The 15,064-nt window shown below is 62.1% G+C and carries 11 protein-coding genes; 7 read left to right on the top strand and 4 right to left on the bottom strand.

Annotation, left to right across the window (positions count from 1 at the left end):
* The first annotated feature begins 163 nt into the window (after nucleotides 1-163).
* The 6 genes from CFE47_RS15505 (at nucleotide 164) to CFE47_RS15480 (ending at nucleotide 5,991) form a co-directional block, all read left to right on the top strand.
* Nucleotides 164-736: a fimbrial protein gene (locus tag CFE47_RS15505; protein WP_032888865.1), complete on the top strand. Its 573-nt coding sequence runs from the start codon at nucleotides 164-166 to the stop codon at nucleotides 734-736.
* A 66-nt stretch (nucleotides 737-802) separates the two neighbouring features.
* Complete coding sequence (locus tag CFE47_RS15500; protein WP_286838234.1) at nucleotides 803-1,501, top strand: fimbrial biogenesis chaperone; 699 nt, start codon at nucleotides 803-805, stop codon at nucleotides 1,499-1,501.
* A gap of 41 nt (nucleotides 1,502-1,542) precedes the next feature.
* Entirely contained in the window at nucleotides 1,543-4,119 is a 2,577-nt protein-coding gene (locus CFE47_RS15495; RefSeq protein ID WP_286838231.1) for a fimbria/pilus outer membrane usher protein, read from the top strand.
* A 3-nt stretch (nucleotides 4,120-4,122) separates the two neighbouring features.
* The gene (locus tag CFE47_RS15490) at nucleotides 4,123-5,031 is read left to right on the top strand and encodes a fimbrial protein (protein ID WP_241089438.1); all 909 of its coding nucleotides are present in this window, start codon (nucleotides 4,123-4,125) and stop codon (nucleotides 5,029-5,031) included.
* Nucleotides 5,032-5,038: 7 nt separating this feature from the next.
* Entirely contained in the window at nucleotides 5,039-5,506 is a 468-nt protein-coding gene (locus CFE47_RS15485; RefSeq protein WP_032888859.1) for a fimbrial protein, read from the top strand.
* A complete protein-coding gene (locus CFE47_RS15480; protein ID WP_181643964.1) occupies nucleotides 5,503-5,991 on the top strand; it encodes a fimbrial protein in 489 nt (162 codons plus the stop codon). Before CFE47_RS15485 ends, CFE47_RS15480 begins: the two co-directional genes overlap by 4 nt.
* A gap of 5 nt (nucleotides 5,992-5,996) precedes the next feature.
* Here CFE47_RS15480 and CFE47_RS15475 read toward each other — a convergent pair whose 3' ends face one another.
* The 4 genes from CFE47_RS15475 to CFE47_RS15460 form a co-directional block, all read right to left on the bottom strand.
* Nucleotides 5,997-6,644, bottom strand: a complete 648-nt coding sequence (locus CFE47_RS15475) for a response regulator (RefSeq protein ID WP_032888855.1) — start codon at nucleotides 6,642-6,644, stop codon at nucleotides 5,997-5,999.
* A gap of 28 nt (nucleotides 6,645-6,672) precedes the next feature.
* Nucleotides 6,673-9,570 carry a hybrid sensor histidine kinase/response regulator gene (locus CFE47_RS15470; RefSeq protein WP_181643965.1) on the bottom strand — a complete coding sequence of 966 codons (2,898 nt, stop codon included), beginning with the start codon at nucleotides 9,568-9,570 and terminating at the stop codon, nucleotides 6,673-6,675.
* A 125-nt stretch (nucleotides 9,571-9,695) separates the two neighbouring features.
* On the bottom strand, nucleotides 9,696-10,895 hold the full coding sequence (gene pvrR / locus CFE47_RS15465; protein WP_032888851.1) for a response regulator cyclic di-GMP phosphodiesterase PvrR: 1,200 nt from the start codon (nucleotides 10,893-10,895) through the stop codon (nucleotides 9,696-9,698).
* Nucleotides 10,892-13,705, bottom strand: a complete 2,814-nt coding sequence (locus tag CFE47_RS15460; RefSeq protein WP_099601419.1) for an ATP-binding protein — start codon at nucleotides 13,703-13,705, stop codon at nucleotides 10,892-10,894. Before CFE47_RS15460 ends, pvrR begins: the two co-directional genes overlap by 4 nt.
* Nucleotides 13,706-13,868: 163 nt before the next feature.
* On the opposite strand from CFE47_RS15460, the gene CFE47_RS15455 reads away from it, so the two are divergent.
* Nucleotides 13,869-15,056, top strand: coding sequence for an MFS transporter (locus tag CFE47_RS15455; RefSeq protein WP_032888847.1), 1,188 nt, complete (start codon nucleotides 13,869-13,871; stop codon nucleotides 15,054-15,056).
* The last annotated feature ends 8 nt before the right edge of the window (nucleotides 15,057-15,064 follow it).

The raw sequence follows: 15,064 nt of genomic DNA, 5'->3' as shown, positions 1-15,064 counted from the left end.
ATATCACGCCCGGCGTCGGATATGGACTCACCGGTCGAACGGCCATCAGTAGGCCAGCTTTTAAGATCTGTCTCATGTGCCTCCAAATCCCAGCATTGCACTATGGATTGGCTTACCCAAGGGGGGTAAGCAGACAACCATCCATCTCGTAAAGGGCATTGCAATGCTGAACAAACTGAGCCAAATCACTCTCGCATGCGGCGCTTGCTGGCTGCTGGCCGGTACCGCACAGGCTGCGGACGGGCAGATCCAATTCACCGGTTCCGTGACCGACAACGCGTGCACCATCAAAACCGGCGACGAGAGCAAGTCCGTGACACTCGATCCGGTGCGCATCGCTGACTTCGGGAAAACAGTGGGCGCCACCGCCAAGCCGAAAGCGTTCTCGATCAGCCTGGACAACTGCAGCACCGCGACCAAGAAAAACGTCGCGATTACCTTCAGCGGCCAGGAAGACGCCAGCGACTCCACCCTGCTGGGCCTGACCGGTGAAAACCAGGTCACAGGTATCGCGATCAAGATCGCTGACGCGCGTACCGGAAACGCGGTTCCACTGAATACCGCGACCGCCGACTACGACCTGCGAGCGATGTCCAACACCTTCAACTTCACCGCCGCCTATGTGCGCACCGCCGCCGATGTGACTACGGGCACGGGCGACGATGCAGTGACCACGTCCGGCATCGGCACCGGTCAAGTCAACGCCCTGGCCAGCTTCGACGTTACCTACAAGTAATTGCTCGTCAACACCGTGGGCCTGGCGCCGCCGCGCCGGCCTACGGACTTTTAAAGGTCTCCCCTCATGCGTTTGAAACTGTATTTTTTACTCGCGCTCTTACCGCTCTGGCATGTCGCAGCAGCGGACGCCGCCGTGACCGTAGGCGCCACGCGCCTGATCTACAACGGCGCCTCCAACGAAGCCAATCTGAATGTGAGCAACCGCGAAGACACCTCGCCTTACCTGGTGCAGTCCTGGGTCAGCCGTTTCGGCGGCACCAGCGAAGAAAGCGTCGACAGCTTTATCGTCACCCCGCCGCTGTTCCGGCTCGACGCCGACAAGGAAAACATCCTGCGTGTGATCTTTGCCGGTGGCGCCGATGTGCCACAAGACCGTGAAAGCCTGTTCCTGATGAACGTCAAGGCGATCCCGGCCATGAGTGACGACCAGAAAGGCAAGAACGTGCTGCAGATCGCCCTCAAGACCACCATCAAGCTGTTCTACCGCCCCGCTGGCCTTAAAGGCGAACTCAAGGACGCGGTGGCGCAAGTGAACTGGAAGGCCAATGCCGGCGCGCTGATGTTCAACAACACGTCCAAATTCCATGTTGTGGTCAGCGAGCTGAAGCTCAACGGCCAGCCGATCACCCAGGCACCGGATGTGCTGCGCCCCGGCCAACAGCAGGAACTAGCGATCCAGGCCAAGCCCGGTGATGAAGTGCAAATGAGCTACATCGATGACTACGGCAGCGTCGTGACCGCCCCCGTCGTCCGCCTTCACTGATACCCAAGCGCCAACCTCGAAACGCCATTTCAGGAACGCCCATGCCCCGTTCACTCCCATTCATGCGCCGTTGCGCCATGAAGGCTTTCGGCTGCCCGATCGCGGCGGCCTTGGCCTTGCATTTGGCCCCTGCACAGGCTGGCTACGAGTTCGATGCGTCGTTCCTTGAGATCGGCGGCGGGCAGAGTTCGGCCGCCGTGAAACAACAGGTCAGCGCCATGAGCGAAGGCCAGTTGCCGGGGATTTACCGGGTAGACGTGTTGGTCAATGAGCATTCGGTCGAGCAGCGCGATGTACGCTTTATTCGCGCCAGCGGTACGTCGGACCGCTCCTCCACCGGGCTTTTCCCGTGCCTGGATACCGACTTTTTTCGTAGCCAAGGGGTTGCCGATACCGCCCTGCAAAACCGCAGCGACGCCGACGCTACCTGCATCGCGTTCGACCAAGGCCTGGCCGGGATGGTCTACGACTACGATTTCAACCGCCAGGTGTTGTCGATTGAGATCCCCCAAGCGTACCTGGGCAGCATCCCGTTTGAAGTACGCCGCCGGCAGTGGAGTGACGGCGAGCAAGTAGCGTTCACCAACTACAGCTTTTCCGGGAGTACGGTGGAGTCCGACACCGGCAGCCGCCAGGACCAGTTCGGCAGCCTGCGCAGCGGTATAAACGCCGGAGCCTGGCGGCTGCGCAATTTCTCCACCTGGCAGAAAGGCACAGGCGACACCGGGCGTTGGGAGTCGATGGAAACCTACGCCCAGCGCAACATGGGCAACATGATGGCGATTGCCACCGTGGGCGACTCCACCACCGAAGGTGACCTGTTCGACGCCATCCCCTATCGCGGGCTGGGCATTGCCTCGGACATGGACATGCTGCCGGACCAGGCCCGCCAATTCGCGCCAGTGATTCGTGGCATCGCCAACGGCCGCTCGCGGGTGATCATCCGCCAGCGCGGTTACGTGATCCATGAGCAGTGGGTGCCCTCGGGGCCGTTCGCGTTGACCGACCTGTACCCCACCGCCAGCAATGGCGACATTGAAGTCACCGTGGAAGACCCCGATGGCCAGCGCCAGGTGTTTACCCAGTCGTTTTCGTCGGTGCCTTACATGCTGCGTGAGGGCCAACAGAGCTACTCGGTATTCGCCGGCCAGTACCGCCCGGCGCAAGCGACCACGCAGCAGGACACCCCGCGTTTTATCCAGGCGTCCCTGCGGCGCGGCCTGGCCGGCGGCACCACGCTGTTCGGCGGCAGCCTGCTGAGTGATCAGTACAGCGCCGGCCTGCTAGGGTTCGCCCACGACTTCGCCGGTTTCGGTGCGATTTCAGTGGACATGACCCACGCGCGCAGCGAAGCCATGGGCCCGGCAAAAACCACCGCCAGCGGCCAGTCGTTTCGCTTTCGCTACTCCAAAGCCCTGGCGGCCACCGACACCAACTTCAGCCTGATCGGTTATCGCTATTCCACCGGCGGCTACTACTCGTTCAACGAGGCGCTCAACAGCCGCACCAACGAGCAGTCGCTGGAGATGTACCGCAGCGGCCATATGAAGAGCAACTTCACCGCCAACGTGTCCCAGCAACTGGGCAGCTACGGCGGTGTGTATGCCAACGTGACGAAAACCAACTACTGGGACAAGAGCAATGCCGACACCTCGATTCAACTGGGCTACAGCGCCAGCGTCGGGGACATTTCCTACACACTCGGCTTGAGCGCTAACAAAGGGGACAGCAGCAATGACCGCACGCTGTCCCTGAGCATCAGCATGCCGCTGGGCGGTACACGCAACCAGCGTGTATCGGTCAACGCGAACCAGAGCGCGCGGGGCACGGCCTCGCGCACGGCGACGTTGAGCGGCAATGCGCTGGAGGACGACACCCTGGCCTACAGCGCTGGCGTGTCGCAGCAAGTCAACTCCAATGACCGCGTGATGGGCAGCACATTTGCCGCGCGCTATGACGCGCCCAACGCCATCGTGCACGGCGGCTATAACGAGACCTCCGGTAGCCGGCAACTGGACATGGGCATCGAGGGCTCGGTGGTCGCCTATGACCGCAATCTTATTTTCAGTCAGCCTCTGGGCGAAACCAACGTGATCGTGGCCACACCCGGCGCCGCAGACGTGGGAATCGCCAACAAGCGGGGTGTGCGCACCAATGCCAATGGCTACACGGTGGTGCCGTCTGCCCTGCCCTACCGCAAGAACCGTATGTCGCTGGACACCCAGTCGATGCCGGCTGACGTCGACATCGCCCAACTGGTGCAGGAGGTCACGCCGAATCGCGGTGCCTTTGTGCTGGCGGACTTCGAGACCCGCAAAGGCCAACGCATTCTGTTCCGCATCATCGATGCACGCGGCGAAGCGGCACCGTTTGCCGCCAAGGCCGAACTGTTCGCCCCGGATGGGCGCTCTTTGGGTAGCACACTGGTGGCCGACAAGGGCCGTGCGTACCTGAGCGGCGTACCGGCGCAGTCACGCCTGTTGATCAGCGTGGATAACCAGCCGTGGTGCAGCCGCGAATTGAAACTGGACGATAAAGGGCCTGCCGAGGGTGGGATTACACAACTGAACATTCAATGTGAGCGCGCGGCCGGTGGGTCGGGTGCCAAGGATTCGTAAGTAATGATCATGAAAATCAAGCCTGGAAACTGCTTGCTGAAGCTCATGACACTGGTGGTACTGGGTTGGCTGTCGCCTCAAGCACAGGCTTTCATCAGTGGAAGCATAAAATGCTCTCTCTCGGGCTATCCATCCAACGGTTACGAATTCGCCGCCGGAGCCGAGATGAAAGTCCCATTCAGCGGTACCTGCACAGCGGTACGTACCTACCCGTCTGGCGCAGGTACCAATTTGGAAATCACGGCGATTTCCGGAACGTCCCCCGCTAACCTGCAGGTCCTGGACCCCTATAGCAACACCTATATGCTTCAACTGCCGCTGGGCAGTTGGGGAGCCGCATGCTTGGGTGGGACTTGCGCGCCCATACTCGCCGGACGCTCGGTTTCTTACGTGTACTACGTAGTGGGAACCGCCCCGAGTACGCCGGGCCGGCGCACCGCGAGAGTGAAGCTTGGCGTGACCTCTACAGGTGGTTGGCAGGCCTATGCGGAATGGTTCCATGAGTGGCTATTCATCTACAACGTCCGCGCCGTCAGTTGCAGCTTGAGTTCTCCGAGCGCCGTCAACTTGAAATTCGGCACTATCAGCAGCGCTAATCTCAGCGCCGTTTCGCAGTCGACCAGCGTGTCACTCAATTGCCCATCGTCGATGCGCGCCAACGTGACCTTGACGCCGAGCCAGTCAGTGGTCAGCGCCAATACCGGTGTGTCACGCACCACGCTTGCGGGGCTGAACATGCAGGCTATCTGGACCGACAGCGGCAACCCGGTGGTTTTTACCAGCCCGCGCGCGATGCAACTGAGGGCCGGCAGCAACAGCGTGAATTTGAGTTTCAAGCCGCAACTGGAGGCTGGGAAATCGCCTGCCGGTGCGTTCCAGAGCCAATACACCCTGAACATCAATTACCAATGAGGCTTTCATGAAAACGTCATTGCTCGCCCTGGTACTGCTCGGCACTGCCGCCCAGGCCGCCGACACCGTGAATATCACCGTAAGCGGCACCCTCACCCGACCGCCCTGCGTACTGACTTCTGGCACCTCCCTCACGGCAGCATTCGGTAATGTGCGCACCGACCAGGTCGGCACCACCGATACCGTAGCGGTTCCCGTGAAAATGACCTGCCCGGCTGGCTCATCGCTGAACGTAAGCTTCGCTTCCAGCAAAGGCACGCACACCGACACCGTGGCCAAGACCACGGCCGACAACCTCGGCGTTTCGCTGTTGTGGGCAGACAATACGGTGGCCAACCTCAAAGGCACCGCCAAGGCCTACAGCAACCTGAGCGGCAACGTCGACATCAGCCTCAAGGCGAAGCTGATCGCACAAGGCACCCTGACGCCGGGCGCGTTCACCTCGTCGATCGTCATGACCATCAACTACCTATGAAAGCGCTTATCTGGATACTGCTGGCGGTGACCGGCACGGCGGTTGCGCAACCGGCGGATGAGGCGAAGATCGATGTCAGCGGCAAGTTGATCGCGCCGCCCTGCACACCACGTTTTCCCACCTCGCAACAGTTGAAACTGGGTGACGCCAACCTCAACCAGTTGGTCGATGACAGCGTCGCCGCTACCGACGTACCGCTGATCTTCGACTGCCAAGCTGACAGCCAGGTGAGCCTGACGTTTTCAGCGGGGTTGGGCAGCGCTGACAACCAGACCCTGCTCACCAATCGCGCTGGTCTGGGACTGCGCCTGGGGCTGTTGAATAAAAGCGCGAAGGCCGATTTCAGTCTGGGAGAAACCAGCAACTGGACGGTGGAAAAAGAACCATTGGAACTGACCCTACGAGTCAAGCCGGTGACCGTGGGCGAACTGCCCGAAGCGGGCAGCTACAGCGCAACGCTGTTGATGCAGATGACGTACCGCTAACCCCCCTACTGAAACTGCCGGGCCTCGATGCAATAGGTCAGCAGCGCCTGATCACTGTCCACATCCAGCTTGCGCATGGCCGAGATCTTCTGTGCGCTGACGGTCTTGTTGCTGCGGCTCAATTGCCTGGCAATGTCGCTGACACTCATCCCCGTGACGAATAAACGCAGCACCTCCATCTCCCGCGGCGACAAGCTCTGGAACCGCTCCTGCACCTGAAACCCGTTGCCCACCACCGACGTCGCCGCCGGCATCGGTGCCCGGTAACTGCGCTGGGCACTGATGGCGCCCAGGGCTTTCTCGATTTCACCGTGCAGGTGGTTCTTCTGGATCACGCCGGCCACGCCCAACTCCTGCAAACGCGTGAGGATCAGGCTGTTGGAGATCATGGTCAGCACCAACACTTGGGTCTCGGGGAAGTGGCGCAGGATGTACTCGATCAACTTCAGGCCATCGCCATAAGTGTCATCGCCGGGCATGTTGAAATCGGTGATCAGCACTTGCGGCCGATGGCTGCGCAACTGCTCGATCAACTGCGTCGAACTGACCGCCTCGCCCACCAGGCGGTAGCGGGCGTCGCGCTGCACGATTTCGCGCACGCCCACCAACACGATGGGATGGTCATCGGCTATGACGACGTTCATGTCTCGCATGGTTCAGCTCTCTTGTAGGGGGCGTTCATCAGGTGGATGACTCGGCCAGCAGGCACTGCGCGACGGCCGTCAAGCGCGCGCACAACACACGGATCTGCGTGGTGGCATGGCTGTCCAACGGGCCATCGTAGAGGGTGTTTTCCCATGTCTGACAGGCGTTGGACAACAGCCCGGCGCGCACGCTGGCCAGCGCGCCGTTGAGGCTGTGCAGGCGTTGGCGCACCCGATCGGAGTCGCCGGCGTCCAGGCCCTGTTCAATGAGTTGCACGTCGACCAGCAGGGTCTCGCCCATCAGTTTGCGCATGGACGGCGACAGCTCGATCCAGCCTTCGCGGTCGCGGTCCGGCGCCGGTGTCGTCAGGGCCGTGGCGCGCCTGCAGTGCGCCATCAACGCCTGGCGCAACATGCTCAGGCTCAGCGGTTTGACCACCCAGGCATTCATGCCCACCGCGAGGCAGCGTTCGCCTTCCTCGCGCAACGCATTGGCGGTGACGCCGATAATCGGCACCTGCACGCCCTGTTCGCGCAAGGCGCGGGCCAGGTCGTAACCATTGAGGCGCGGCATGTTGATGTCGGTGATCACCAGATCAAAAGGCTGCGAGCCCCAGATCTGCAACGCATGCTCGCCGTCCCGCGCCACGGTGGCCTGGGCCCCGAGCGCTTCGAGCTGCTCCTGCAATACCGCCTGGCTGACCGGGTTGTCTTCGGCCACCAGCACCCGCACGTTCAGGCACGGCGCATCCAGACAGGGCGAGGCCAGCGCCGGGCTGATGGCTGAGGGTACAGAAGTGAGAATCGGCAAGGTAATGAACAGCGAAAAACTGCTGCCAAGGCCCGGTTCGCTGACCACGCGCATGCTGCCGCCCATCAATTCACTGAGGCGCGAGCAGATCGACAGCCCAAGGCCCGCGCCATTGCCATCCTGGCCGCCGGCCACTTGGTAGAACGGTTTGAAGAGCTGTTCCACGGCCTTTTCCGGAATGCCCACGCCGGTGTCGGTGACTTGCCATTGCAAGGCGACTTCCTGCTCGAACAGCTGTTGCACGGTGAGGCGCAAACGCACGCGGCCGGAGTCGGTGAACTTGATCGCATTGCCCAACAGGTTGTGCAGGATCTGCCGAATGCGCCCGGCATCGCCGCGCAGTTGCTGTGGCACCTGCGGGTCGATCTCGGCGTCAATCTGCAAGCCTTTGTTGCGCGCCGTGGCGGTGAACGCCAGCACCGACTCGTCCACCAGTTGATGGGGGTCGAAGGCAGCCGCCTCCACCGCCATTTGCCCGGACTCGATCTTCGACACGTCGAGCACGTTGCTGATCAACTGGAACAGCACAGTGGACGAGCCCTGGATGATTTCCAGGTACTGACGCTGGCGCTCGCTCATGTCGGTCAGGGCCATCAGCTCTAGATTGCCCAGCACGCCATATAAGGGGGTGCGGATCTCATGGCTCATGGTCGCGAGGAACACCGTCTTGGCCTCGTTGGCGGCGGTGGCTTCCTGGCGGGCCTGGTTCAGTAATTGGGCTTCGTCCACATGCCGCGTGATGTCGTTGCAGCCGCAGAGAAACACGTCATCGCCCTCGTAGCGCGCGGCCACCACCACAACCTGCAAATAACGGCCGTCCACCGCCAGGCACATTTCGCCGGGGGTGTCGGCGCCGTCGTTGGCCTTGAGTACCGCCAGCAAGGACGCGGTGCCGCCCAATTGCAGGGCGCGCTGGTTCTCCAGCAGCAGTTGCGTGTCGCTGCGCCGCACCACGCACAGCCCGGCCGGGGCGTTGTGGAGCATGATGCGGTTGAACGCTTCGCTCTCGAACAGCCGCTCCTGAGCGCGCTGCGCCGGGATGACGATGCGCGTCTTGTACCAATGATTGATCCACCAACCCAGCAGCATGGCGGCGAGGAACGTGAGGCCGAGACCGAGCAGCGGCCATTTGGCGTAGCGCAGGAAGTCCTGATAGGTGATGGCGTACAAGCCGGTCCAGCGTTCACCGCCCGCGCTGGTCATCTTGAAGCGCAAGCCCTGGCGGCTGAAGCTCAAGCCCATCGGCGCCATCCGTTCGTCGCCGAGGCTGCCGAGCAACACGTCGCCCTCGGGCGCGATCAGGGTGAACTGGTTGTAGACCGACAGTCGCAACACCCGCTCGAACTCATCGACCTGGGACGTATCCACCACCGCCGCCAAGGCCAGCAAGCCCTGGCCTTGAGCAGCCGGCAACACAGCGCCGGGCACATCAAGACCGATCATGGCGACCACGCTGCGGCTGTCGTGATACAGCTGCGACGGCGCGCGCATCCAGCGCACGCGGCTGTCATTGAGCAAGGCGGCCTGACGCTGTTGCAATTCATGCAAGCGCCCGACCACCTCGCGGTACTGTCCGGGCAACAACGGCTGATGCTGGCGTAGGCCGCCAATGCCGGGCACAGCTAGGCTGGTGAGGTTGTCAGGGGTGAGCACGAACAGCTGTGGCGATGCATAAAACGAGCTGGCCCAATATCCGCCGTAGTAGTCGGTCAATTGCACGCCAAATGCCAGCGCGCGCCGTGTGTCATCCGCCGATAAGCCGGGATCATGGGACAAGGTGAACGGCAGCGAGAGCGCAAACCCCTTGGCCTGCAACACCACCTGCCCTGCGTCGCGCTGCACCTCCACCACCGACGTCGATTGCACCGCCGGCAACGGCGGCGAGTTGCGCTGGCTGTAGCCGCTGGCCACATTGCGCAGAAACGCCTCATGCTCATGGATGATTTCCACCACACGGGCAAAGTGAAACTGGATCTTTTCCTGTTCGGCTTCCAACAAACGCGACACTGCCCAATAGCAACTGCTGGACAGCAGCAAGGCGAGCCCGGTGAGCAACAACAGGGCTTTGTTCAGGCGTTGAGAGCTTTGCGCCAGCTTGTCCAGGCGCAGACTTGCATGTTTCATCGTCAGTACCGCGAAAAGCCTGGAATCAGGACGTAGGGCCTATGCTTCATCCGGCATTGACCGATAACACCCGGCTGACCGGATGACCCTTCCTCTGGGCTTCTTGACTGTGTGACCCCGGCCGTTCAGATAAGTGCTGGCGCAGGGCCATCTTCGATCAACAGCGCGCTGAATTTTTCGGCAGCGACGCCGTGGGAAATCAAGAAGCCTTGCACCTGGTCGCAGCGAAAACGCCTCAGCACCGCCAGCTCAGCCTGGGTTTCGGCGCCTTCGGCGATGGTCGTCAGGCCCAGTTTGCGGCCCAGTTCGATGATGCTTTGCAAGGCCGACGCCAGGTGTTCGTTGTCTGCACAACCGTGCACCAGTGAGCGGTCGATCTTGACCTCGTTGAACGGCGTAGACACCAGGTTGAAGTAAGAACTGAAGCCCTTGCCAAAATCATCCTGGGCCAGACCGAAGCCCATCAGGCGCAGGCGACATGCTCCAGCGTAGTAGTTGCTGGCCAACTGTGTGGTGGAGCTTTCCATCAGTTCGAAGGTGATTTGCCGGGGCTCCGCGTCGCGCTGCAGCACTTGGGCCAGCAAGCGATCGACCAGGTCGCACTGGTCGAGCAGATGGGTTGGCAGGTTGATCGATACCGGCAACCGGTAGCCGAGCTGCGCCCACTGGGCCTGGGCGGTCAGGGTCTGGGCGAGGATGCAGGACAGCAGTTGGGTTTCCAGGCCCTGGCGTTCGATCTCGCCGAGAAACTCGGCGGGCATCAGCAGGCCCTCCTGCGGGTGGACCCAGCGAGCCAGGGCTTCGGCGCCGACAATACGCCCGTCGTGCAGGGATTTCTTGGGCTGGAACCAGGCCTGGATCTCACCGTTGGTCAATGCGCGGGCCAGGGTGTCCCGCGCCAGGTTGACGCCGCGATGGCAACACGGCGTGCGCGCCTGTTCAGCCAGCCGGTCGAGGCAATCGCGCAGGCTGCGCACCTGCGGATCGCTGATCGGTTTGGACAGTAATCCAGCCACCGTCAGGCCCAAGTTGCCCGCGACCTCCCCGGCCCCCACCAACATGCGCCGCGAAGCCACACTCATCAGCGCCAACGCGGGCGGCGCCTGCAGGCCGGCCAGTTGCTGGATCAGTTGCACACCGTCCATCCCCGGCATCATCAGGTCGCTGAGCAACAGGTCGTAATGCTGGCTGGCCAGGCGCTGCAACGCGGTGGCGCCATCCCAGACCGCGTCGACGTCAAACCCGCCGATGGCCTGGAACACGTTGATCAGGTACTCATGCTGAAAGGGATGGTCTTCCACGATGAGCACGCGATAGGCACTCAAGGCTCGCTCCTTTGAAAGCGCTGCAGGCACTGATAGAGCGCGCGCAGGGTAAACGGCTTGACCAGGCAGTGGTCCATGCCGGCGCTGAGGCAACGCTCGGCTTCGTCGAGCATCGCGTTGGCCGTGGCGCCGATGATCGGCAGCGAACAGCCCAAGCGGCGAAGTTGTTCGGTGAGTTCGTAGCCGTTCATGCGCGGCATGTTGACGTCGGTGAGAACCATGTCGAACGGGCGTTCGCCCCACAACGACAGCGCTTCGATACCGTCGCCGGCGAGCACCACGGTGCAGCCGAGTTCTTCCAACTGATCGCGCAGGATCAATTGGTTGATCAGGTTGTCTTCAGCCACCAGCAGACGCAGGTTCAGGCTGACCTCGGCGGGCGCCTCGCGGGGGATGGGCGACAGGTGTTCCTCGATGCCCTGGGCGCGGCTGACGGCACGATTGAGCGCGTGCAGGTTGTTCAAGCCGATCTGCCAACACGCGCCCGGTCCCAGCGAGACGCCATGCTCATCAGCCGACGCAACTACCCGTGGGCCCGACCAGCGAAGCCGCGCAGCATCGACCGCGCCAGGATAAAGCTCGACCAGCACCGCGCCGGGGTCTGTGGCGACGGATTCGGGCACGCCCAATTGCGCCCGCGCACCCCAGCGCCGCAACCAGCCGCCGATGCTCTCGGCCAGTTCGCGTACCGGTGACACCACATAGACCCGCTCGCCCAACAACGGCAAGGCCCAGGGTTGATCGTCGGTGACCTGCTCCAACGGCAAGTTGAAGGTAAAACTGCTGCCCAGGCCCGGCTCGCTGACCACACGCAACGTGCCGTTCATCAAGTGCACCAGGCGCTTGCAGATCGACAGCCCGAGCCCGCTGCCCGCCACCACATTGGCGTTGCCGCTGGCCTGGAAGAACGGCTCGAACAAATCGGGCTGGTCGTGCGCCGCAATGCCTTTGCCGGTGTCGACCACCTGCCACTGCAACATGCTGCGCTCGCCCTCACGGCTTTCCAGGCGTAAACGCAGGACGATGCGCCCGCTCTCGGTGAATTTGAGCGCGTTGTTGAGCAGGTTGTTGAGGATCTGCCGAATCCGTGTGACATCGCCGCGCACGCGTTCGGGGGTGTGCGGGTCGAGGCAACTGAACAATTGCAGGCCCTTGCTCTGGGCGGCACCGGCGTAGCCTTGAATCACTTCCTGCACCAGTTCCAGCGGAGAAAACACCGTGAGTTCCAGGGACAACTGCCCGGCTTCGATCTTGGAGACATCCAACACGTCGCAGATCAATTGCAGCAGGTTCGCGGAGGAACCTTCGATGGCATTCAAGTAGCCGCGCTGCTGGTTGTTGAGCTCGGTGCGGGCAAGCAACTCCAAGGTGGCCAGCACGCCATACAACGGCGTGCGGATCTCGTGGCTCATGGTTGCGAGGAACAGGGTCTTGGCCTCGTTGGCCGCATCCGCCAGGGTTCGCGCCTGCTCCAGCGCCAACTCGACCTGTTTGCGCTCGCTGATGTCGCTGAAGGCACAGATCAACACTTCTTCACGTTGGTAACGGGTAGGTGCAAAGCTCAGGAACAGGTGGCGACCATCGGCCATCTGCAACTCGTCGGTGCTGCCGTGTTCGGCGTCATGGAAGGCACGGCGAACCCAGTCGAGACACAGTTGTCGGCGCTCCTGGCCCTTGCCCAGCCATTGGCGCGACAACGGGTTTTCCAGCACCACTTCGCCGTCACTGCGCCGCAGCACGCACAAGGCCACCGGGGCGATCCGAATGACCGCACTGCTGAACGCTTCGCTCTCCACCAACGCTTCGATGCGATTGGCCGCCGGGATGATCAGGCGCTGGTCGATGCGCCGTACCAGGCGCACCATCAGCAGGCTCGCCAGCGCGCACAGCAGCAAGCAGACCAGCAACGGCAGCGCCAGGCTGGGCAACAGCGAGCTCAACTCCAGGCTGTAGACGATCTGCCAGTGCGAATAGCCCAAGTGCTTGCGGATCGCCAGGCGGTCGGGCAACCAGCGGCTGCCTTCCCAGCCGAAACTGGCGGTGGAGTGATACTGGCGCAACACCTGCGCCGCCGCCGGTTGATGGGGCGCGCTGCTGAAAATCAGCTGGCCCGCGCCGTCGAGCAACATGAAGTCGCCGGCCTTCTCATGCTGCAAGGCGTTGATCAGGTCCGGTCCGTCCACCTCTAATCCAAGCCAGCCCGATGAAGGACTGCGCTCGTCCAGGCGCGTAAAAATGTACAGCGATGAATCCAGGCGACTCTGCTCGGTCAGCCACAGCTCATCGCTGACCGACACCTTGCCGGTATCCACCGCCATCAAGCGTTTCAACACCGACTCCGGTACGGCTCCCGGCGCTTCGCCCACGGTAAACAGGCGCTCGACCAGCGGCGTGGCACGCTGCGGCACGTAAATCAGGTTGACCTGGTTGGCCTGCAAGTAATCAAGCATGCGTCGGGTCAGCCACAGGCTCCAGATATTGCCTGCTTCACCGAGGGTGATATGCACTTCTTCGGCCGGCACTTCATTGAGATTGCCCACAGGCGGCGTCTTATGGCTGACGGTGGACAGGCCGAGGCTCTTCAACAGCGTCTGGCGGCTGACGAAAAAACTCTGTGCGTCGGAAATCGCCTCGTTCATATAACTGCGCCGCAGCGAAATTTCCTCGCTGAATGCCGCACGCAGATAACTGTAAGCCCCCACATAAACGCCGAGCACCAACGCAAAGGCAAACAAACGCAACAACTTGCGGGCTGCCTTGGGCGTCGAGAAGGTTGAATCGAGGGGTTGCAGGAAATGTTTGAGTTTCATCGCCCAAAGGTTAGGGATGAGCAGGAGCCGGGTGAATAAGACGGATCTCAAAGGCCGGCGCCGCGATGGGATGGAACTCAGGCGTAATCCGCTGTTCTAGACTCCTTCGTGGCCGCCTCGTTAGGATCGGCGGCTCGTCTTTCCCTCCTGCACAGAGCGATCCATGTCTATCCAGCAAACACCCGGGCACGTATTGCCCGCGCGCAGCGCCGCCAAAATGGAAGCCGCCATGGCCGTGGGCGCTTTCGCGATCGGTACCGGCGAATTCGCGATCATGGGCCTGATGCCCGACATCGCCCAGAACCTGGGGTTGAGCGAACCTCAGGTCGGCCACGCCATCAGCGCCTATGCGCTGGGCGTGATGGTCGGCGCGCCGCTGCTGGCGATCCTCGGCGCCAAGCTGCTGCGCAAACATATGTTGTTGCTGTTGATGGGCTTGTACGCGCTGGGCAACTTCGCCACGGCATTCACGCCCACCTTCGGTTCGCTGGTGGCGTTCCGCTTTATCAGTGGCCTGCCCCACGGCGCCTATTTCGGCATCGCCGCCGTAGTCGCCTCCAGCATGGTGCCGAACGACAAACGCGCCGGTGCCGTCGCCCGCGTCATGATGGGCCTGACCTTGGCCATGCTGCTCGGCAACCCTATCGCCACCTTCCTCGGCCAACACCTGGGCTGGCGCTCGGCGTTCGCGCTGGTCAGCGTGATTGCGCTGTGCACCATCGCCCTCGTCTGGCAATTCGTGCCGCACCGCCATGACGAAGAACGCAGCGACCCACGCAAGGAACTGCGTGCCTTCACCAAACCCCAGGTGTGGATGGCACTGTCCATCGGCGCAATCGGGTTTGCCGGGATGTTCTGCGTGTTCAGCTACCTGGCACCGACCATGCTCGAAGTGACCAAAGTCTCGCCACAGTGGATTCCCTTTGGCCTCGCCGCGTTTGGCGTGGGCGGGATCATCGGCAATATCGCCGGCGGCAAGCTGTTTGATCGCATGCAGTTTCGCGCGGTGGGTTGGATCCTGGTGTGGTCGATTGGCGTATTGCTGTTCTTTCCGTTCGCAGCGGCATCGCTGTGGGGCGTACTGCTGAGCATGGGCCTGGTCGGCACCATGGTGGCGTTGGCTGCACCGTTGCAGATCCGCCTGATGGACATCGCCCACGAAGCGCCAAGCCTGGCGGCAGCATCCAACCACGCGGCATTCAACCTGGCGAACGCGCTGGGCCCGTGGTTTGGCGGCATGGCGATCACGGCCGGGTTGGGCTGGACCAGCACCGGCTATATCGGCGCAGTCACAGCGTTGGCCGGGTTGGGGATCTATCTGATTGCACGACGGATGAAAGGCGGGGAATAAACGAATAG

It is taken from the genome of Pseudomonas sp. PGPPP1, assembly GCF_002255865.1.
Classification (GTDB): Bacteria; Pseudomonadota; Gammaproteobacteria; order Pseudomonadales; family Pseudomonadaceae; genus Aquipseudomonas; species Aquipseudomonas cremoris.
Note: the sequence above shows the minus strand (reverse complement) of the source record. Positions and strands in the feature narration are given on the sequence as shown.

Excerpts from the sequence above, each read along its gene's own strand:
- CFE47_RS15505 (WP_032888865.1), top strand. The coding sequence starts at position 164 with ATGCTGAACAAACTGAGCCAAATCACTCTCGCATGCGGCGCTTGCTGG.
- CFE47_RS15500 (WP_286838234.1), top strand. The coding sequence starts at position 803 with ATGCGTTTGAAACTGTATTTTTTACTCGCGCTCTTACCGCTCTGGCAT.
- CFE47_RS15495 (WP_286838231.1), top strand. The coding sequence starts at position 1,543 with ATGCCCCGTTCACTCCCATTCATGCGCCGTTGCGCCATGAAGGCTTTC.
- CFE47_RS15490 (WP_241089438.1), top strand. The coding sequence starts at position 4,123 with ATGATCATGAAAATCAAGCCTGGAAACTGCTTGCTGAAGCTCATGACA.
- CFE47_RS15485 (WP_032888859.1), top strand. The coding sequence starts at position 5,039 with ATGAAAACGTCATTGCTCGCCCTGGTACTGCTCGGCACTGCCGCCCAG.
- CFE47_RS15480 (WP_181643964.1), top strand. The coding sequence starts at position 5,503 with ATGAAAGCGCTTATCTGGATACTGCTGGCGGTGACCGGCACGGCGGTT.
- CFE47_RS15475 (WP_032888855.1), bottom strand. The coding sequence starts at position 6,644 with ATGCGAGACATGAACGTCGTCATAGCCGATGACCATCCCATCGTGTTG.
- CFE47_RS15470 (WP_181643965.1), bottom strand. The coding sequence starts at position 9,570 with ATGAAACATGCAAGTCTGCGCCTGGACAAGCTGGCGCAAAGCTCTCAA.
- CFE47_RS15460 (WP_099601419.1), bottom strand. The coding sequence starts at position 13,705 with ATGAAACTCAAACATTTCCTGCAACCCCTCGATTCAACCTTCTCGACG.
- CFE47_RS15455 (WP_032888847.1), top strand. The coding sequence starts at position 13,869 with ATGTCTATCCAGCAAACACCCGGGCACGTATTGCCCGCGCGCAGCGCC.